This is a genomic window from Corynebacterium sp. HMSC076C10 (genome assembly GCF_001812455.1).
Classification (GTDB): domain Bacteria; phylum Actinomycetota; class Actinomycetes; order Mycobacteriales; family Mycobacteriaceae; genus Corynebacterium; species Corynebacterium jeikeium_D.
Window position 1 is genome coordinate 107172 of record NZ_KV809153.1, and the last position, 19211, is coordinate 126382.

15 protein-coding genes, 1 tRNA gene and 1 pseudogene are annotated in these 19211 nt (G+C 60.8%); 7 read left to right on the forward strand and 10 right to left on the reverse strand.

All coding sequences use genetic code 11. The annotated features are described in order from the left end of the window. The 6 genes and pseudogenes from HMPREF2857_RS08160 to HMPREF2857_RS08185 all read left to right on the forward strand — a co-directional run. Nucleotides 1-636, forward strand: a pseudogene (locus HMPREF2857_RS08160) (bifunctional hydroxymethylpyrimidine kinase/phosphomethylpyrimidine kinase); the annotation flags it as partial. Between the two features lie 80 nt (nt 637-716). Continuing rightward, nucleotides 717-2051, forward strand: a complete 1335-nt coding sequence (locus tag HMPREF2857_RS08165) for a DEAD/DEAH box helicase (RefSeq protein WP_241482410.1) — start codon at nt 717-719, stop codon at nt 2049-2051. 3 nt (nt 2052-2054) lie between these two features. Continuing rightward, nucleotides 2055-3440 carry a hemolysin family protein gene (locus tag HMPREF2857_RS08170; RefSeq protein ID WP_016422831.1) on the forward strand — a complete coding sequence of 462 codons (1386 nt, stop codon included), beginning with the start codon at nt 2055-2057 and terminating at the stop codon, nt 3438-3440. After that, on the forward strand, nt 3437-4651 hold the full coding sequence (locus tag HMPREF2857_RS08175) for a hemolysin family protein (protein ID WP_049193547.1): 1215 nt from the start codon (nt 3437-3439) through the stop codon (nt 4649-4651). Before HMPREF2857_RS08170 ends, HMPREF2857_RS08175 begins: the two co-directional genes overlap by 4 nt. After that, nucleotides 4648-5565: a 3-methyladenine DNA glycosylase gene (locus HMPREF2857_RS08180; RefSeq protein WP_070643532.1), complete on the forward strand. Its 918-nt coding sequence runs from the start codon at nt 4648-4650 to the stop codon at nt 5563-5565. Before HMPREF2857_RS08175 ends, HMPREF2857_RS08180 begins: the two co-directional genes overlap by 4 nt. A 97-nt stretch (nt 5566-5662) precedes the next feature. Then, on the forward strand, nt 5663-7261 hold the full coding sequence (locus HMPREF2857_RS08185) for a vWA domain-containing protein (protein WP_070643534.1): 1599 nt from the start codon (nt 5663-5665) through the stop codon (nt 7259-7261). 143 nt (nt 7262-7404) lie between these two features. On the opposite strand, the gene HMPREF2857_RS08190 is transcribed toward HMPREF2857_RS08185, so the two are convergent. From HMPREF2857_RS08190 to secA2, 5 genes are all read right to left on the reverse strand, one after another. Continuing rightward, the gene (locus tag HMPREF2857_RS08190) at nt 7405-7908 is read right to left on the reverse strand and encodes a MerR family transcriptional regulator (protein ID WP_172620271.1); all 504 of its coding nucleotides are present in this window, start codon (nt 7906-7908) and stop codon (nt 7405-7407) included. 388 nt (nt 7909-8296) lie between these two features. Next, nucleotides 8297-8896: a bifunctional nuclease family protein gene (locus tag HMPREF2857_RS08195; protein ID WP_048734014.1), complete on the reverse strand. Its 600-nt coding sequence runs from the start codon at nt 8894-8896 to the stop codon at nt 8297-8299. 45 nt (nt 8897-8941) lie between these two features. Continuing rightward, a complete protein-coding gene (locus HMPREF2857_RS08200; RefSeq protein ID WP_049170471.1) occupies nt 8942-9700 on the reverse strand; it encodes a transcriptional regulator FtsR in 759 nt (252 codons plus the stop codon). 70 nt (nt 9701-9770) lie between these two features. Further along, nucleotides 9771-10196 carry an oxoglutarate dehydrogenase inhibitor Odhl gene (gene odhI, locus HMPREF2857_RS08205; RefSeq protein WP_016422837.1) on the reverse strand — a complete coding sequence of 142 codons (426 nt, stop codon included), beginning with the start codon at nt 10194-10196 and terminating at the stop codon, nt 9771-9773. 238 nt (nt 10197-10434) lie between these two features. Further along, nucleotides 10435-12714, reverse strand: coding sequence for an accessory Sec system translocase SecA2 (gene secA2, locus HMPREF2857_RS08210; RefSeq protein ID WP_070643535.1), 2280 nt, complete (start codon nt 12712-12714; stop codon nt 10435-10437). A gap of 190 nt (nt 12715-12904) precedes the next feature. On the opposite strand from secA2, the gene rraA reads away from it, so the two are divergent. After that, nucleotides 12905-13378 carry a ribonuclease E activity regulator RraA gene (gene rraA / locus HMPREF2857_RS08215; protein WP_016422839.1) on the forward strand — a complete coding sequence of 158 codons (474 nt, stop codon included), beginning with the start codon at nt 12905-12907 and terminating at the stop codon, nt 13376-13378. 98 nt (nt 13379-13476) lie between these two features. Here the strand turns inward: rraA and HMPREF2857_RS08220 are convergent. The 5 genes from HMPREF2857_RS08220 to bioD form a co-directional block, all read right to left on the reverse strand. Beyond that, a tRNA-Pro gene (locus HMPREF2857_RS08220) sits at nt 13477-13550 on the reverse strand. A gap of 86 nt (nt 13551-13636) precedes the next feature. After that, nucleotides 13637-14641: a PASTA domain-containing protein gene (locus HMPREF2857_RS08225; RefSeq protein WP_070643538.1), complete on the reverse strand. Its 1005-nt coding sequence runs from the start codon at nt 14639-14641 to the stop codon at nt 13637-13639. A gap of 157 nt (nt 14642-14798) precedes the next feature. Further along, the gene (gene der, locus HMPREF2857_RS08230) at nt 14799-17129 is read right to left on the reverse strand and encodes a bifunctional cytidylate kinase/GTPase Der (protein ID WP_070643606.1); all 2331 of its coding nucleotides are present in this window, start codon (nt 17127-17129) and stop codon (nt 14799-14801) included. 51 nt (nt 17130-17180) lie between these two features. Further along, nucleotides 17181-18032 (reverse strand): pseudouridine synthase, encoded by an 852-nt coding sequence (locus HMPREF2857_RS08235; protein WP_042389329.1) that lies wholly within the window; start codon nt 18030-18032, stop codon nt 17181-17183. A 372-nt stretch (nt 18033-18404) separates the two neighbouring features. Beyond that, on the reverse strand, nt 18405-19094 hold the full coding sequence (bioD, locus tag HMPREF2857_RS08240; RefSeq protein WP_070643541.1) for a dethiobiotin synthase: 690 nt from the start codon (nt 19092-19094) through the stop codon (nt 18405-18407). Nucleotides 19095-19211 lie beyond the last annotated feature (117 nt).

Sequence of the window (19211 nt, forward strand, 5' to 3'; positions counted from 1 at the left end):
TTTACTTCCCAGCTGTGGCAGGACATCGAGGACATCGTTGCCGAGATTGGCGGAATGTTCAGCGTCCCCACGATGCTCCGCGGCGACCTTTCCTCGGAAGAAACCAACTTCTTCGTAGCGCAAGAGGCCTGGTACTTGCACCAGGTTTTCCCAGTCCTGTCGCATCTGGCAACCAAAGCACCCTGCGCTAAGGAACAGGTTCTGTGGTCGTCACTCGCACAGGAAGCCCTGGTACGTGCGTTGGAATTGAGCAATAACGCGCTGGAAGAGACTTCTTCGGCGCTCGAGGACATCGAGCCGACAACCATCACACAGCTTTTGCTGGATGTGCATTCTTCCTGTAGCGCTTTCAATCCATATCGGGTCGCCGTAACCAGTATCGTCGCCGAAATGTGGATTGCAACCGAATTGACTCTGCAAGGAAAATCGCTGGTTGATGGGGATTCCGCGATCGCGAACTGGGTGGAGGTGTATTCCGACCCCGAGTATGTTGACAGTGTTCAGCAGGCTCTCGAGGTTCTTGAAGAGAATATGTCCACGGCCAGCGATGCGGAGCTCAAATCTATCCGCAACATCTTCCGTCGAGCCGCTGTGCTTGAGCGCGAGGCCTATGCGCAACCGGGTCGCGGTTGGTAAATCTCATGGGCTGGTAGTTTTCCAGTTCACCGGACGTGCCTATTGCATGGCAGTCCGTGGATAGCGGTATTCTAACAAGCATGCCCCCTCCTGCTGAGTCCAGTGATTTCAGACAGTTGGGCACGCCGGAAGCAATTGTGAGTATTCTGCGTGCCCAGCACATAACTTCGCCCACCGCCGTGCAGGTGGCGACTTTGCCAGATGCTTTCGCTGGCAAGGACGTTCTTGCACAGGCACCCACAGGCTCGGGCAAAACGCTCGCATTCGGCATTCCGCTGGTCGCGTTACTCAATAACGCCTCTCCAGCGCTTCCCGGCTACCCGCGCGCGCTCATTATTTCGCCAACGCGCGAACTCGCAGATCAGATTGCTGATGTCCTCGCTGACATCGGTGCCGCTGCAGGTCTGCGTGTCTTGAGCTTGGTCGGCGGTGATTCCGTGGCCAAGCAGCAGACTCTGCTCGCGGCACCAGTCGATATCGCTGTGGTCACACCGGGTCGCGCACACGATTTGCGCCGCCGCGGTCTACTCAGCCTTGAGCACGTCCTCGCTGTCGTCGTCGACGAAGCGGACATGCTCGCTGACATGGGCTTTCTGCCCGATGTTCTGGGCCTGGTCCGTGCGTGCCCGAAGTCGGCACAACGCATGGTCTTTTCCGCCACGATTAACGACGACGCCGCGGGGCTTATCCGCGATCGTCGCGCAAGTAGCACTGAAGTTGCGAAGCACAAGGTCACTGCCTCCCGGTTGACCATGCGCAATATGCGGCATCTGTTACTTCGGGTGGAGGACAACAACGAAGCCGACGAAGTGGTCGCCTGGATTGCCTCCCGCAAGGATCAGTGCGTCATCTTCGCCAACTCTAAGGCGCGTGTCGTGCAGCTGGCTAAGTTTCTACAGTTCTATGACATCAAGTTAGGCTTCCTCCACGGCGATCGCGGCCAGGCAACTCGCCGCGCAGTCCTCAAGGCCTTTGCCGACGGTGAAATCAACGTCCTCGTCACCACGGATGTGGCCGCTCGTGGCATTGATATCGATGCTCTTGACTTGGTTGTGCACGCGGATCCGCCAAGGGATTCCGCGACGTATATTCACCGCTCGGGTCGGACGGCTCGTGCAGGTGCTTCCGGCACGGTAGCGATGATTGTGCGTGACCGCCAGGTTGATCAGGCCCGCGAACTGCTGTCAGGGGCCGGCGTTGAAGCTGAAGAGCTGCGTGCCGCTCCGGGACTGCCGCGATTTGTCAAGGAACTGGGCGCACGACGTCCGCGCCGGGCTCGTCAAGATCAGAGCCAATCGGCAGGCGGTGCTAGTGGTGCCGGTTACCGCGGGCGCGGCGGTCCGTCGGCAAGCGGAAAGAATCGTGCTGGCGGTCGCGTACACCGCCCCAAGCGAGGGAAAAAGAAGAAGAGATAATCAGTGGATATTGTTCTCAATATTGTCGCGGTTGTCGGATTTATCGCGCTAACCGCTGGCACCGGCCTCTTTGTGGCGTTTGAATTCGCGCTGACGGGACTGGAGCGGTCTACGATTGACGCCGACCGCGCCCGTTCAGCGGATGCGCCTGCTGAGGCCGTTCACAAGGCGCATAATCGACTGTCCTTCCACCTCTCCGGTGCACAGCTGGGCATTACGTTGACCACGCTGGCAACTGGTTTCCTCGCGGAACCGGTGCTGGCGCAGTACTTCACGCCGATGTTGCATTGGATGGGGCTCAGCGAGTCTGCAGCGGGACCGACCGCGCTGATTCTTGCGCTCATTGTGGCCACGATGTTGTCGATGGTCTACGGCGAATTGGTGCCAAAGAATGTCGCGATTACAGAGCCGCTGGCAGTAGCGCGAGTTACGGCTCGTCCGGTGATGGCGTTTAACTGGGTGTTCCACTACTTCATCCATTCGCTGAATGCCACGGCGAACTGGCTGGTGCGCAAGCTCGGTATTGAACCGGCGGATGAGCTGGCTTCGGCGCGTTCCCCGCAGGAGCTGGAAGCACTGGTGCGCAATTCTGCGGAGCAGGGTGCATTGGATGAGTCGAAGGCCGCTGTACTCGAGTCGTCGTTACGCTTTGGCGAAACGACGGCGGAGGATCTAATGACGCCGCGGTCGACGATCACCTCCCTCGATGTCGATGACACGGCGCTGGATCTGCTGGCTGTCGCTATCGAATCGGGGCATTCCCGCTTCCCCATTACTGACGGGGACCTCGATGCCACTGTCGGTGTTGTCCACGTCAAGGACGCATTTGCGGTGCCTGCGGCGAAGCGCTCAACCACCACCATGCGGGAGATTGCACGGCCTGTGCCGACGCTGCCGCAGTCGCTGGACGGCGATGCCGTACTGGAGGCCGTGCGTTCGGCCGGTTCGCAGATTGCGCTGGTCGCGGACGAGTACGGCGGTATCGCCGGCATTGTCACCATCGAGGATGTCGTCGAGGAAATTCTTGGCGAGGTCTGGGATGAGTACGACGACAAGGAGTCCGAGCAGGAAGTCAAACGCGCGATCGAAGGGTGGAACTGCTCTGGCCTGGTGCGTACCGACGAGCTGCCGACCAAGGTCGGATACTTCGCCCCAGAAGGTAGCTTCGAAACGCTCGGTGGATTGATTATGTTTGCGCTCGGTCGCATCCCGGAGGTCGGTGACGTCGTCTTGCTGCCGGAGACCGAACGCGATTTCATGGACGAGTTCGAATCGGGTATCGCCGGACGCTGGTACGCCCGCATTCTGGCGATGGATGACCGCCGCGTGGACCGTGCCATTTTGATTCCTGTGACCAACGAGCGCGCTAAGGAGATGTTCAACCTATGAGTGACTGGTTTGGAATCCTCCTGACTTTCTTCTTGCTGTTGGTCAACGCGTTTTTCGTGGGCGCGGAGTTCTCACTTATTGCTGCGCGCCGTGACCGTTTGGAAGCGCTGCTGGCTCAGGGAAAGAAACGCGCTCGCACAGTTATCAATGCTTCTGAGCACCTGTCGATGATGCTCGCCGCCGCACAGCTGGGCATCACCATTGCCTCGCTACTGCTGGGTAAGGTCTCTGAGCCGGCGCTGGCACATCTGCTGGAAGCTCCCTTCCAGGCGATGGGTATTCCGGAATCGCTGCTGCACCCGCTGAGCTTTGCCATCGCATTGATGCTGGTGTCAGTGCTGCACATCATGCTCGGTGAGATGGTGCCGAAGAATATCGCGCTGGCAGGACCGGAAACGATGGCCATGCTGCTTATTCCGGTTCATATGGTCTTCTACCGTCTGACCAAGCCGCTGTTGCTGCTGTTTAACTGGATGGCTCGCCATACGCTTAAGCTGTTCGGCATTGAGCAGCGCGATGAGCTCGACACCACTGTCGATTCCACTGAGTTGGCATCGATGATTGCGGAGTCTCGTCAAGAGGGGCTCCTTGACAGCGAGGAGCACGTCCGCCTTCGTCGCACGCTGGCTTCGGCCACGCGCACCATTGAGGAGGTACTGATTCCGCACGAGCAGATTCGGCGCCTCCCCACCGCACCGACTGTCGGCGATCTAGAGACGGCGGTCACCGAAACTGGCTTCTCCCGGTTCCCCGTCGCTGCGGCCAACAATGAGCCCAACGAGTACCGCGGCTATGTTCACGTGAAAGATGTCCTCGACCGCGTCATGGATCCTGCCTCCGGCCCAGAGACAGCCATCCCCGATGACGAGATTCGCCCGATGATCGAGATTCCGATCGATGCCACGCTGGATGAGGGATTGCGCATCATGCGCCGCTACAGCGCCCACATGGCAGTGGCTGTACGCGCTCGCATGCCAAAGCCGCACCTGCGCGCAAACGCCCCGGCAAGCATCGCCCCGAAGACCGGTGCTTTCTCCGGCGCGGAGCAGATCGGCATCGTGGCTCTGGAGGACCTCATCGAGGAGCAGGTCGGTGTCGTGCGCGACTGGACCCACGAGGTCTCCCCGCGTCGCAGCGGTGCGCCAAAGCAGCACTCGACCGTGAACCAGCCCCGGACCCGACCGGGCAGCACGCAGGGACGCCAGCAGTGACGCCTACGCCCGATTCGTCTTTCGATTGGCGTGAAGCCAAAGCAAGGCATATCGCCCGCGTCGATGTCCTGACCCGCGATCACCTGTCCCGTCGCAGTCGCGGCCAGCGCCACCCGGTCTGGGACTTCATCTTCGAGTACTACCCCGTCAAGCCCGGCCAACTCCGCCGCTGGTCACCGGGCATCGGCGTAGATCTTCCCGGTGCGACGGCCAAGGACATCAGTCACCTGAAGTTCTTTACCCTCGACACGGGCAGCGCTACCGACAGTCCTGCCAGCAAGGACCCCACCGATACCGCCTCTGGGACGGCGCGCATGGATGTTTCGGCGTACGTCGATAAGCGAGGTACGACGGTGGCGTACATCGGCAATCTGTTGCGTTCGACGCGCGCGAATCCGGCGCACTTTGACTGCTTCGGTCTGCATGAATGGGCGATGGTGTATCGCCAGCCCGAGCATCGTCATCCGGAGCCACTGCGGCTGGGTCAGGCAGGCACGGACGAGGTCGTCGAGGCCCACACGGTTCGATGTACGCACTTCGACGCCTTCCGTTTCTTCACGCCCGACGCCGTGCCGCTCAACGAGTTTGCCCCGACGCGCGAGACACAGCCGCACTGTGAGCAGATGGGGTGTCTGCACGCCAACATGGACTTGTATAAGTGGGCGACCAAGCTCGGCGAGGCGGTCCCCGGCGACCTGTGGCTGGATACTTTCGAGCTCGCGTGCAGTGCCCGTGAGTTGGATATGCGCGCCGCTCCCTACGATCTGCGGGATTGGGGTTTTGCGCCCATTCGCATCGAAACGCCCGAAGGCAAGGCCGAGTACGTCCGCCGCCAGCGTGAGCTCAGTGCGCGTGCCGATGTTCTGCGCGGCCGTCTTCTCGAAGTGGTAGATGTCGCATTGTCCACGCAGTAAAGTTGGCAGGAGTTACGTGCGCGTTTGTGCTTTACGACGAGGTCTGCTGCGAGTCGACAGTGCCGAGCACACTCAGCATAGAAAGGGCTAGAACGACATGGGACGACACGCCTCGGGTGAGAACAACTATCGAGTGGCTAAGGGGCCTTTTATTGCCGTCTTGGTCGTAATTGTTTTGGTCGCTGCGGTTTTTGCCTGGGTTAATCTGCGCAAGAGCAACGATTCGTCGATTGATGCTGACCGTGCACGGTGTACGAAGGGTGACCTGACGCTGGTGGTGACCGCTGATCCTGCTGCGGTGGGCTCGGCACAGAAACTTGTGCAGGACTATGGCGAGTCGAATCCCGTGGTGAGGGACTTCTGTGTGCGGCCACAGATTACGGTGGCGGGCTCGCAGGAGGTTGTGAACGCCCTGTCTGAGGCTGGCGGTGCTGAAGCTGATGAGGGAGCTCCGGAGGACCCCGCTGCGGATGAAGCCGGTACCGGAATTATGACTCCGGGCGTATGGATTCCCGCCGATATCTCTTTCGTTGACCGGGCGAAGAACTCAGACAAGGTCAAGGTCAACAACCCCAAGACGTGGTTGCCGCCGATTGCTAGCGGCGTGGCCTTCACAACCAATCGTGCTGACCAGCTGAACAACGCCACCTGGGAAGAGCTTGCAGGATTGCGCGTGGCCGCCCCCGGTGGCTCCGATGCGGCGCTGTCGGCCGTGATTAGTGCTCGACTTGGCGGTGGCCCGGATGTCGCTCGCGAACGCGCAGACTTGGGTGAGGTCTACACCTCCAATACCCTGCTGACCATGCTCAGCCAGAATGTCGCTGACTTCGACGGCGTGGCCGCGACCCAGCCCATGCTGCAGATGGCCGGCGAAGGGCTGAAGCTGGTCTCCCCTGCGGATGCACCCCAGTTGCACGCGCCAGTTGTCACTTTTGGCTCCGGCGGCAAGATCGACGAGAACACGGCTCGCGCGGCCGAGGACTTCCGGAACTTCGCAGCAGATCACGGCGCCGACGGCGAAGCTGCTGAAAGCACTTTCAGCCCTGAAGTAGCGGAGAACTTTGGAGTGCTCTCGCAGATTCAGACGGATTCTTTTGCGCTGCCGCCAGCACTGGAGCAGCCGGACGCGCAACAGCCCGCAACTGCGGTGGGTTCGGCGCTCCTGCTCGCTGATACCTCCGAGGGCGTCGATGTTGGGGCGCTGTCTGCGGCACTGACCGGCGCTATCGATGCGGCACCTGGTGGCCGCTACGGCCTGTGGACATTCGCACCTGAGGTGAACCGCCTCGCGGAACTTCCCGCGCCCGATGACGAGGCCAACAACGGCGCGGACGCCGTAAAGGGTTCGCTGGCCGAACTTCCGGCTGGTGGTGAGGCACAGTTCTGGCCAGCGCTTATCGATGCCTACCAGGCCGCCCGCGACACCTACTCCCCTGACAAGCCGAACCGTCTCGTCGTGCTCACCTCGGGTCGCGATGCCTCGGGCGCCGATGCCGCCGAGTCTGTCGAGAGGATCAAGGAACTCATTAGCCCGGACCGCCCGGTAACGATTGAGGTCATCGTGCTTCCCGACGGGGACAGCTCCAGCCCCGAGCTGCAGGAAGTGGCAAATATGACCACTGGCTCTCTGCGCATTGCGGCTGACTACGGCGATGGCCTGGCCTCTCAGTTGGCTGCGGCTATCGGTACGGAGTAAGTAGAAAAACCGCCTCCATCTGGTCCAACCTCGGGAGAGGTAAGACGGAACCAGTTGTGGAAGGCGGTTTTCGTTTAGTTTGTTTCGGCTATTTGAGCGGCGGCCGTAGCAGCAACGCCGCTATCCAGCCAAATAGTTGGCTGTTAGGAGATGCGACGGCGACGACGCTCAGCCAGCTCGTCGATGCCAGTGCCTGGGTTCTCCTGAGTACCGTCGATACGCTCAGACGGGAAGGAGGCGATGGTGCCAGTCAGTTCCTTCATAATGCCCGGAACAGCAATGCCGAACACTCCCTGGCCACCGTTGAGCAGGTCGATGACCTCTTCATTGGAGCGGCACTGGTAGACGGTGCGACCGTCGGAAACCAGCGTGATGGTAGCCAGGTCATCGACGCCGAGGTCGCGCAGGCGGTCGACAGCCAGACGGATATTCTGCAAGGAAATACCGGTGTCCAGCAGACCGCGGACAATCTTCAAAACGAGGATGTCACGGAAGGAGTACAGACGCTGGGTACCTGAGCCCTTGGCGGTACGAATAGAAGGCTCCACCAGCTTGGTGCGTGCCCAGTAGTCCAGCTGGCGGTAAGAAATGCCCGCTACCTGACATGCGATAGGAACGCGGTAGCCAACCTGCTCGTCCGGCCCCATGTCGAACAGGGATTCCTGGACCGCGCGCGGCTCTTGCGAGTCCGACGCACGGAGCTCATTGTCGCCAAAGAGCGAACCGCTGTTGTCGTCGACCATATAAATTCTCCCGAGGTAGTTTCACTGCCGTTATTTATCTTTCGCCAAGGTTAATCGGCTGTCAATACATCACAGCACGACACGCCGAATCTCTAAACCTAAAGTTTAGGTTTAGAGTTTGGAGTCACAGTTTCCCCAGCTCAAGCACGACCCGGGAGCAAAACCGCAGGACGGGATGAAACTATAACTTACGAAAAGTTACCCCTTTTATGGGGTCATTCAGCGACACGCCGGAGGAAATAAGCGTCACAACTACCTCAAAAGTAGCCAGCTATTCACTCCAGTCACACGTTTAACGGTCGCCATCGGAAGCTGAATCGGCGCCACCGTCGGCTTCACCATCAGACTTCTTGTCCTCCGCATCACCATGCGGCTCGGCGAAGTAGTCAGCATCAATGCTGTCGAGGAATTCCGCAAACTCCGACACCGATGCCTCGACGGAGTCGGTCTCCGACTCGTCGGCAAGTGAACCGCCATTGGTTGCGACGAGACGCGCCGCTACCGACGTGGCGTCGAGCACATCACGCGCGACATACAGCGGAACCTCAAGCTCGCTAGCGATAAGGATGAGGTCGGAGGGCCGCATATCAATCTCTGCGCCACCTTCGAGCACCAGGCTGGCGATGAAAACGCCCTCATGCACGCCCGTAATCTGGCCGCGCAGGGCGCTCTGCCCCACCATGTCCAGCGTATCGACGAAGACCTCATGCATGCCCGGGCGACGCTGCGTAGCGCCGGTCTCACGGGCGGAGTACTCCGTCGCCGTCGCCAAATCAATCCAAATCGGGATAATCCGATTGGTCTCTTCGGCATGCAGGAGCAGCACTGGATCGTCCTCAGGAGGATGCGCCATCCAGTCTAGAAACTTGACTTCTACGAGTTTTTCGTCCATAACAGCGATAATTGTAGCGAGCCGCTATTTACGCGGGACTACCGACTACTTCCCCAGGTCCTTGTTGACCTGGCGCTTGACCAAAGTGCCGTGCAGCGTGACCATCAGCGCAGTCATCTCACGGCCCATCTCCACAGCCTTCTGCTTGCCGCTAGCCGCACGCGACTTACTCAGCGGACTAGCAGCGAGCGACACCAAATCTGCCTCACGGGCCGCAGCGGTACGCACAGTTTTGAGGTGGCGGGCATCCAGGCCAAACTCAGCCAGCTTGACCGCCGTCTCAGTGATGAGCAGGTCATCGCCGTCGAACATGTTCAGCGTGTCCGGAGTAATCAAGCCGACTCGAACCAGTTCAGTGATGAACTTCTCGCTAGCGCCGGTGCGCTCTGCCAGCTCCGCCTGCGTCAGCGAAACCACTGCGGCTTCGCGGAACTGATCCGCCGTCACCAGCGGCGTGACCGATGCCAGCCCGTCGCCGCCAGCGTTGCCCGCATCAATTTCGTCGAGCTGCTCTTTAATAACCTTCAGCGGCAAGTAGTTATCGCGCTGAACGGTGAGAATGTAGCGCAGGCGGTCAATGTCCGCCTGGCTGTAGCGACGATAACCCGAGGAGCTACGCGACGGGCACAGCAGCCCCTCCGACTCGAGAAAACGAATTTTGGACAGCGTTACATCAGGGAACTCAACCTTGACTTCCTTCAGCACAGCACCGATGGTCTTCTTCTTGCCCACCGAGCGTGCTTGCTTCGCAGTGCTTTCCGACGACGCCGGCTGCGCAACTGCTGATTTGCGTACTGCTGCCACTGGTCTTTTCCGAGCCTTTACAAAAATAAGGGGTTAATGCCGACAGGCGTCGACATTAACCGATGTCGAATTAGTTACCGATCAGGAAGACGAGGCGGAACTTACCGACCTGAACCTCGTCACCATTAGCCAGAACCGCGGAGTTCTTCGGCTCGCGGTTAACGTAGGTACCGTTCAGCGATCCCACGTCGACGACCTCGTAGGAGTCACCGTTCTTGCGGAACTCTGCGTGACGACGGGAAACAGTCACATCATCGAGGAAGATGTCGCTGTCCGGGTGACGACCAGCGGTGGTGACTGCCTGATCGAGCAGGAAACGCGAACCCGCATTTGGCCCCCGCTTGACAACCAAGAGTGCCGAGCCCGCCGGAAGTCCTTCAACACCGGAGACCGTGGAGTCCGTGTTAGAGCCGGACTCCATTTCCTTCAGCAAATCTGCACGGAAGACCGAGGTGGTCTCGACCGATGCCTCTGGCTGGCCGCTATTGCTAGTCATATCTTTCCCTCCGGGATAACCTTGGGCGATTTACTCGTTACTTTTTAGATAATAGCGCCCCAACCGCTTTCATGTTGTTATCTAATCCCAACCATGTTGTGACGCAGCTCACCGACAGGGTATGTACAACATGATTGATATGCGTAAATACCGACATCTGAGAGCTTTCTCTGTGGGTGTACCTAGGCCGGTCACCTGAGAAATATTTTCAAATTGTTACCAAACTTGTGGTTACGGCTTACCTAAACATCGCGGCAATCGAGCCGACGACCGAGCCACCACCATTGCTCAATGGGTTGTCGTTGACCATGTAAGTCCACGTCGAGCTCGGGCGAGCAAGACCCGTGTCCTCCAGATGTGCGCCTTCGCCGTCGATTTCGACCTCTTGGAAGGTCTGCACCGACTCGGTAACGGCATTGTTCACCAGGTTCTTAAAGGCGCCGATGGCGGCGCGGTGGAACTCATCAATGGGGCTTTCCTTAGCCAGCGCGCGCAGGTGAATCGACTCCCGCAGGTCATCCAGATCCGCCAGGTGGTCCGACCATCCGCGATCCAGGTGGCTCAGCATAATTTCCCGGGCAGCGTCCTCGGCGACATCGCGCCCGACTGCAGCTTCGACTTCCTTCGCCCGCGCCGATGCCAATTTGGACAGTTCTTCCCAGGCAGCATTAGTAGTCAGCAGTTTCTCCCTGCGCTCATCCAGAATCTCGCGCTGGTCACCGATGAGCTTGTTGTACTTCCATGTCGTCGCATGAATCGACAGCATGGTCGCCTCTGTCACTCGCTGCGCGCGGTCGATGAACTGATAGGCCCTCTTATCCCGGACGCGGCCATCTTCCTCGGGAAGCACACTCAGCGTCTCGCCAGCAGCGCCTTCGGAAATCACTGGGTCATCCAGGGAGACAAAGAACACCGACGAGCCCGGATCGCCCTGGCGCCCGGCGCGGCCACGCAGCTGATTGTCCAGTCGGTCAGTGCGGTGCTTGCCCAGGCCAATAACGCATAGTCCACCGCGTTCGACCACCGCATCTCGGTTGGATTCATCTGCCCCACCGAGGCGAATATCGGTTCCTCGTCCGGCCATCTGGGTGGACACCGTCACGCGGCCAGTATCGCCAGCATTGGCGATGACTTGGGCCTCCAGCTCGTCATTTTTCGCGTTCAGCACCGAGGATTCGATACCACGCAGAACCAGTGCGTCGGCCAGGCGTTCCGATTCCGCCACGTCACGGGTGCCTACGAGTATTGGTCGACCAGTGCCGTTGAGTTCCACGACCTCGTCGACAAGCGCGGCGAACGCGTCGTCGGTGGTGGCGTAGATGCGGTCGGGCTCGTCGTCACGAATGCATGGGACGTTGGGTTCGATGACGGAGACGTGGAGTCCGTAAAACTCGCGGAACTGATCGCCCGCGGAGGTGGCGGTGCCGGTCATGCCGCAGGTGATGTCATAGCGGCCGACGAGTTGCTGGATGGTCATGGAGTCTAGGATGCGACCGCCCTCCGAGACTTGCAGGCCCTCCTTGGCCTCTACCGCCGCTTGCAGACCGTCCGGCCAGCGCTGCAGTTCCGCCACGCGTCCCTTCGAGGCGTCAATGAGCTGTACCTTGCCGTCGCGCACGATGTAGTCGACATCGCGCTGCAGCAGCTCGTGGGCGTGCAGTGCAACGTTGACCTGAACCAGAGTGGTACCGACATGTTCGGCGTCGTACAGCGAGCCGATGCCAAGCAGGCGTTCGACGCGTGCGGCGCCGGTATCGGTGAGGAAGACGTTGCGGCGGCCTTCGTCGACGGTGTAGTCGTCGCCGAGCTGCAGGCGGCGCACCACGTCGGTGATCTGACCGGTCGGTGCGGTGCCCGGCTCATTGCCGGCAAGCACAAGCGGGACCAGCGCTTCATCCACCAACACGGAGTCGGCCTCGTCGATGATCGCGACATCAGCGGGCGACTGCACGCGGTCTTCGATGGCCGGCGCGCAGCGGTCGCGCAGAACGTCGAAGCCGAGTTCGTTGACGGCGGCGTAGACAATGTCTGCCGCATATGCTTTACGACGCTCCCCCGGTCCCTCCTGCGGCGAAATAGCCGCCACCGAGAGCCCTAGGAACCCGAACAACGGTTGCATCCACTGCGCGTCGCGGCCTGCGAGGTAGTCGTTGACGGTCACGGAATGCACGCGGTGGCCACGCAGCGCGAACCCTGCTGCAGCCAGGGCGCCGGAGAGGGTCTTGCCCTCACCAGTGGCCATCTGGACGACGTCTCCCTCCATGAGCGCCAGTGCGCCTTGCAGCTGCACATCGAAGGGACGCATAGACAGGGTGCGCTGGGAAACTTCGCGGAGCGCGGCTAAAAGCTCCGGTGCGTCGGTGGCGTGTTGGCGGGTGAAGTCGGCGAGGTCGGCGTCGGAAAGCGCCTGTACCTGCGGCTCGAGCTCAGCGGCGCGTGCCACCAGCCCTACGCTGCGTTTTTGGTTGCGCCCTTGCTTGCCGCTAAGAGCCTTCCAAAACCAATTAAACCCAGCCATCTTCTACCCTTCCTGCGCGCGTGTGGTTGTCGGCGCGTTCTGACTCACCAGAGTAATCAATCTGGGCCGGCCTTCGGAGTGTCAATCGCTGCCAGCGAATTTGCACCATATGTCTTTAGTCACATCTTGAGTTTGAAACAATGGGTTTAACACTTGATGCGAGCAATTTTCGGAAGGACTTGAATCCCCTATGGCAATCGAATTCATCCCCACCGCTGACCTGGTTGACGAGATCGGCCCGGACGTGCGTTCCTGCGATACCCAGATGCGCAACCTCGGCGGTCGCGTGGAGTTCTGCGGCAAGATCTCCACGGTCAAGTGCTTCCAGGACAATGCGCTGCTGAAGAAGGTTCTCTCCGAGCCGTCTGAAGGCGGTGTCCTCGTCATCGACGGTGACGCTTCTGTGCACACGGCTCTGGTCGGTGACGTTATTGCGGGGCTCGGCAAGGACAATGGCTGGGCTGGCGTGGTCGTCAACGGCGCGATTCGCGACTCCAAGCTGATTGGCGAGATGGACTTCGGCTGCAAGGCGCTTGGCACCAACCCGCGCAAGTCCACCAAGACCGGCGAGGGCGAGCGCGACGTCGTTGTCTCCTTCGGCGGCATTGACTTCGTTCCGGGCGAGACGCTCTACGCTGACTCCGACGGTATTGTCGTGCGCTAGTAGCATCGCGCGCTAGACGGCAAACAAAAGCCTTAAGCAATAGCCGTAAACAAAACCGCCGCCTCCCGGAATCTTCCAGAAGACGGCGGTTATTTTTGTCGGGCTGACCGGATTTGAACCGACGACCCCCTCACCCCCAGTGAGGTGCGCTACCAAACTGCGCTACAGCCCGCGTGCACGAAGGTGCAACGAGCTATAGGTTACATCATTGGAGTTTGAAGGCGAAAATCGCCCCAGACCCCTGCCCTGCCTACCGCATTACTGCAGGTAGATGGTCACTGGAGTGGATGTCTCCGCCATCTGTCCCTCCGGCGGATCAATCGAGGCGACCTTGCCCATAATCGCGGCCACAGAATTGGTCGGATTGCCCTCGGCGTCGACGACAGTCACGTTCTGGTAGCCGTTGGTACGCAATTCAACCTCAACCGATGCCGGACTCTTGCCCACCACGCCCTGCGGGATGGTGCCCCAACCGCTGCTGCGCTCACCGGGGCCGGGGATAGCTGGCGGCGACTCGCGAAGTTGGTCGAGCTCCTGCTCAAGGCGCTCACGGGTGTCGTTAATCGTGCCCGATGGGTCCAAGCGATCGGTTGGGCTTGTCGTGGTTTCTTCCGGCGAGGTTGTCGTCGGCGTCGGGCTTGACGACGTCTCCTGAGTCGGCTCCGCCGCATTGTCGTTTTTGTCCTCGGTTCCGGAAGTAAAGGACAAGACCAGGGCTACCAGCGCGACTACGGCCACCATGGCGGCGATGGCCACGATGGCGACAGGCTTGCCCCAGCCCTTCTTGGAGTCATCATTGCCACTGTTGCCACGGTTATTACCGCGGTTGTTGCCGTTGTTCATGTCACCGTAACCGCCTGCGCCACCTGCGGCGTACTGCTGGGTTGCGCCTGCCTGCTGGCCCGCCTGACCATAGCCGCGTTCTTCTTCAGAAAGCGGCGCCCAGTACTGGCCGCTCCCCTGTGCGCCACCGCCTTGCGCCCCGGCACCTGCACCAGCACCGGCACCGGCACCTCGCGAGTTCTCAAAACGTGTTTCATCGCCACGCTGCAGGAATTGCGTCTCAGAGGAGTCGCCACCGAAGTATTCGGTCGGCTGCTCACCCGCGAAGTCGGCATCTGGGTTGTATCCGCGGTATCCCTCGTCCCGCGGAATGTAGCGAGTCGCGGAGTCATCGCCGTACGAGCTTGAGGAATCGCGTCCGTAGCTGTTGTCTCGGCCATCGTGCTGAGAGCCGTCACGGTTATTGCCGCGCCTGACCATTGTCAGTTCTCCTTATCGCTAATTTACTGAAACTCTAAAATGCCAACGAAAAGCCCAAAATGCAATTGCCTAAATCACATCTTGGGCTTTTCTCAGCTCGACTCGAGCGACTAGCAGGCCTGAACGGAACTACCTAACGGAGCTCCCTAGCAACTTCCTAGCGGCGCTTCTTCTTCTCGCGGACACGCACCGCGATGCGCACCGGCGAGCCCTCAAAACCGAATTCTTCACGCAGCTTGCGCTCCAGGAAGCGACGGTAGCCATGCTCCAGGAACCCAGTTGTGAACAGCACAATCACCGGCGGGCGCGAGGATGCCTGGGTGGCAAACAGCACGCGCGGCTGGCGGCCACCACGCAGCGGTGGCGGGTTCTGCTGCATAATCGCACGCAACCAAGTGTTCAGGCGACCAGTGGAGATACGCTTATCCCACGACTCCACGGCCTCCAACATTGCCGGCTCCAGCTTCTGCACAGCGCGACCAGTCTTGGCGGAGATGTTCACCCGACGAGCCCACGGCACATGCGCGAGCTGCTCTTCAATTTCGCGCTCGAGAAGATCGCGGCGGTCCTCATCCATGAGGTCCCACTTGTTGTAGGCGACCACAAGTGCCCGACCGGAATCGAGAATCATGCGCAGCACGCGCTGATCCTGTTCGGTAATCTGCTCGGAGGCATCGACCAGAAAGATCACGACCTCGGCGTTGTCAATCGTCGAACGGGTACGCAGCGAAGCGTAGAACTCGTGGCCCTTGGCGGTCTTGGTCTTCTTGCGAATACCAGCGGTATCCACGAAACGCCACAGCACCTCGTCCATCTGCACCAGGGAGTCCACCGGGTCAACCGTGGTACCGGCCACGTCGCTGACCACTGCGCGATCTTCACCGGAGAGCTTGTTCAGCAGCGAAGACTTGCCCACATTCGGCTTGCCCACCAGCGCCACACGGCGCGGCCCGGTCGGCAGCGACTTCGCACGCGGCACCTCCGGGAAGGAGGACACCACTTCGTCCATCACGTCGGCATTGCCACGGCCGTGGAGGGCCGAGGTTGGGTGCGGCTCGCCGAGCCCGAGGGCCCAGAACTCCGCGACGTCGCCAAGCTGCGAATCCGACTCAAACTTGTTGGCGGCGAGAATAACTGGCTGCTCCGCGCGCTGCAGGCGGCGGGCCATGACCTCTTCCGTGGCGGTGATGCCGACGGTGGTGTCGACGACCATGACAATCACATCGGCGGTCTCCATGGCGGTCTCCGCCTGACGAGCAATCGCCGCATGCATGCCCTTGGCGTCCGGGTCCCAGCCGCCGGTGTCCTGCACCCAGAAGCGACGTCCGCCCCATTCCCCCAGGTAGGAGATGCGGTCGCGGGTCACGCCCGGGAAGTCTTCGACAACTGCTTCACGACGGCCAATGAACCTGTTAACCATGGTGGACTTACCAACATTCGGTCGTCCCACAATGGCCACGGTCGGAAGAGCTTCTTCCTCCTCGTCGCTCACGCCAAGCGCTGCGAAGGCGTTTTCCAGTTCTTCCCAGTCGGCATCGTCATCGATCTGGCCGGTTTCGGCGCGCTCGATGGCTTCGGAGATGATCGTCTCGTGGTCGGCAATCGTGCGGTCGATGAACTCATCTGCGCTGGTGTGGCTGCCTGCGGTGCCCGGCGCGTTTTCGCTCTCCACGTTTGCGACCAGGTGTCCGGCGGTGTCGTCCTCGGAGTCGTCAGCGTCCTCGTAAGAGCCCTCATAGTCCTCGTAAGAGCCCTCGAACTCCTCGTTGTCCACATCGTCCCAGTCCATGGTGGACCCCGGGTAGCCGGCCTCAACGACATCGAGGACGTTTTCCACGACCTCTTCAATGTCCATCTCAGAGGTGTCCAGAATGAATGCGTCCTCGGCTGGCTTCAGCGGAGAGGTCGCACGGTTGCTGTCGAGTTCGTCGCGGCGGATGACGTCGGCAAGCACGGTGTCGAAGTCGGCCTCACGACCAGCGGCGATGTCCTGGTCGTAGCGGCGGCGAGCGCGGACCTCTGCGGACGCGGTCATGAAGATCTTCGCCGGAACGTCCGGGAGCACGACCGTGCCGATGTCGCGGCCTTCCACCACACAGCGCACAGCCGATGCGGCCAGCGAACGCTGGAGTGCGACCAGGTTGGTGCGCACGGCCGGAATCGCGGAGACCGCCGACACGTTGCGGGTGACCTCCGGGCCGCGAATCTCGCCGGAAACATCCTCGCCGTCGAGGAGGACGGCGGTGGAGTTCGGGTCATCGGAGACTTCCAGCGGCAGGTCGGCCGTCGCCTTGGCCACGGCTTCCTCATCAGTCGGGTCAATACCCTGGCGCAGCACCCACAGGGTGGCCACGCGGTACATAGCGCCGGTGTCCAAGTACTTTGCACCCAGCTCGGTTGCGACCATCCGAGAGACAGTCGACTTGCCGGTGCCGGAAGGGCCATCGATGGCAACCAACAGCATGTCGTCAGTGTTCTGCTCGCTCATGTGGGCTCCTTCAGCTCCTTGGTTCTCTTCGTTCTTCTTCACTAGTGCCATTTACAGCCCCACCGCGTTGTAGAGGGAGGTCAGCTCAGCGCGGTTGAGTGCGCGGAGAGCGCCCGGGGTCTGCTCGCCCAGCTGGACAGTGTGAATCTTAGTGCGCACCAGGCGCTCGACCGGGAAGCCCGCAGTCTTGAGCATTCGGCGCACGATGTGCTTGCGGCCCTCGTGCAGCTCGATGCGGACGATAGAGCGGCCCTGCCAGACATCGATAATCTGCGCCATGTCCGCCTTAGCAATGCCGTCATCGAGCTCAATGCCCTTTTCCAGCTCACGCATAACCTTGGCATCGACTTCGCCGACAACGGTGGCCATGTAGGTCTTGGTGACCTCGTAGCTCGGGTGCATCAGACGGTTAGCCAGCTCACCATCGTTGGTGAGCAGCAGCAGACCCTCAGTGGGCGCATCCAGGCGGCCCACGTGAAAGAGGCGCTGACCAGCGCTGATCTTCTCACCGATGATGTCGCCCACGCACGGGCGGCCCATGTCATCATGCATGGTCGACTGCACGCCACGCGGCTTGTTCAGGACGAAGTACTGCATGTCCTCATTGACGATGACGCGGGAACCATCAACTCGAATCACAGACGTGTTCGGGTCCACCCGCACGCCCTGTCGTGTCACGATCTTGCCATCGACCTCGACGCGGCCTTCGTCGATAAGCTTTTCCGCCATACGACGCGACGCCACGCCTGCCTGTGCGAGGACCTTCTGCAGACGCACGCCCTCGCCTGCTTCGCTGTGCACGCGCTTGCCCGAGCCGCGGCGGTCGGAGTCCACGTGCTGGTGGCGCGCCGGGCGAGCGTTGGATACGTAGATGTCCTTCGCGTGGACGTTGGAGGTCTCCACCTTCGCGCCGCTGTCGCGACGGCTGCGGTTGCGCTGGGCGTTAGTGGAGCCGCGGTTGGATTGATTCTTACGGTTCTTGTGTGCCGGTGTGCCTTCTCGGCGAGCGGGTTTAGCCACTTGACCTACATCCTTTTCAAGCGTTGGAGAATGTTCTGTTTGTTAGAACGTCAGCGCCAGGCGACGCTGTTCTCTCCCCCGTGGGCCCAAAATGGCCGGTGGAAGCAGGTTCATAAAGAGAATTACAGAGAAAGCCTCGCGCCTTGTCGTCTAGCCACATTAGCACGTTTTTCGCAAAACGCCAGCTTAACGACGTCCCGCGCGGCCTCTACTTCGAGGCGCCGCAAGAGCGCCCATTAAAGCGCTGCGGCTCCCCTACAGCGCTGCGGCCCACTCTCGCACGCCCGGCAGCCACTGCGTAGCTTTCGACACAAACTCCTGCTGACCCAGCGTGCCCGCTCCCGCCTGCACCGACCCCAGCAGTGGCACCCCGGTGATGCGTGGCAGTTCTTCCAGGTTCGTCTCGATGATCGGATCGACCTCCGCCGGCAGCGAACCGCCCACCAGCGCCGTGACATTGACCCCACGGCCCCGCGCCACCTCGACGGTGAGCTCGGCCTCGTTCAGGCACCCCAGGTCCAACCGCGTCACGACCACCATCTGGCTCCCCGGCAGCAACGCCGCCAGCTCCGGCAGCGCCCAGTCCTCGCCGAGCCTCACTAGCAGCCCGCCCGCGCCCTCCACGAGGACAACGCGGTTCGGCCCGTCGATAAGCTTGACCTTCTCCGCAATTTCCGTGGCCTTCGGCAGTCGCATGCCCGCGCGCTGCGCCGCCGCCACCGGCGCCATCGGCTCGGGGTAACGCTCGAAACCATGCAGGTTGTCGATCCCCGTCAGCCCCGCGACAGTGTCCAAATCGCCGCCATTTGGGCCCGGGAAGCCGGTCTGAATTGGCTTGACGACGTGCACCTCCTTGCCCTCCCCGCGTAGTGCCGCCGCCAGGGCTGCCGTGCCGATGGTCTTTCCAATATCGGTACCGGTGCCGGTGACAAGGACGATGCTCATGGTGGATGATGCTCCTTCTGCTTGTGGTGGTGTGTTGGTTGTGCTTCTTGTTGTGACGCTGTTGTGTTGCCTTGCTGCGCGGTTGGTCGTCGTGCCGATTGCGCTTCTTGTTGTGCT

What these genes read in the sequence shown, in the direction of transcription:
- rraA (WP_016422839.1), top strand. Translation starts at nt 12,905, where the DNA reads ATGGCAATCGAATTCATCCCCACCGCTGACCTGGTTGACGAGATCGGC.
- bioD (WP_070643541.1), bottom strand. Translation starts at nt 19,094, where the DNA reads ATGAGCATCGTCCTTGTCACCGGCACCGGTACCGATATTGGAAAGACC.
- der (WP_070643606.1), bottom strand. Translation starts at nt 17,129, where the DNA reads ATGAGCGAGCAGAACACTGACGACATGCTGTTGGTTGCCATCGATGGC.
- HMPREF2857_RS08190 (WP_172620271.1), bottom strand. Translation starts at nt 7,908, where the DNA reads ATGGGGCCGGACGAGCAGGTTGGCTACCGCGTTCCTATCGCATGTCAG.
- HMPREF2857_RS08175 (WP_049193547.1), top strand. Translation starts at nt 3,437, where the DNA reads ATGAGTGACTGGTTTGGAATCCTCCTGACTTTCTTCTTGCTGTTGGTC.
- odhI (WP_016422837.1), bottom strand. Translation starts at nt 10,196, where the DNA reads ATGACTAGCAATAGCGGCCAGCCAGAGGCATCGGTCGAGACCACCTCG.
- HMPREF2857_RS08225 (WP_070643538.1), bottom strand. Translation starts at nt 14,641, where the DNA reads ATGGTCAGGCGCGGCAATAACCGTGACGGCTCTCAGCACGATGGCCGA.
- HMPREF2857_RS08185 (WP_070643534.1), top strand. Translation starts at nt 5,663, where the DNA reads ATGGGACGACACGCCTCGGGTGAGAACAACTATCGAGTGGCTAAGGGG.
- HMPREF2857_RS08195 (WP_048734014.1), bottom strand. Translation starts at nt 8,896, where the DNA reads ATGGACGAAAAACTCGTAGAAGTCAAGTTTCTAGACTGGATGGCGCAT.
- secA2 (WP_070643535.1), bottom strand. Translation starts at nt 12,714, where the DNA reads ATGGCTGGGTTTAATTGGTTTTGGAAGGCTCTTAGCGGCAAGCAAGGG.
- HMPREF2857_RS08165 (WP_241482410.1), top strand. Translation starts at nt 717, where the DNA reads ATGCCCCCTCCTGCTGAGTCCAGTGATTTCAGACAGTTGGGCACGCCG.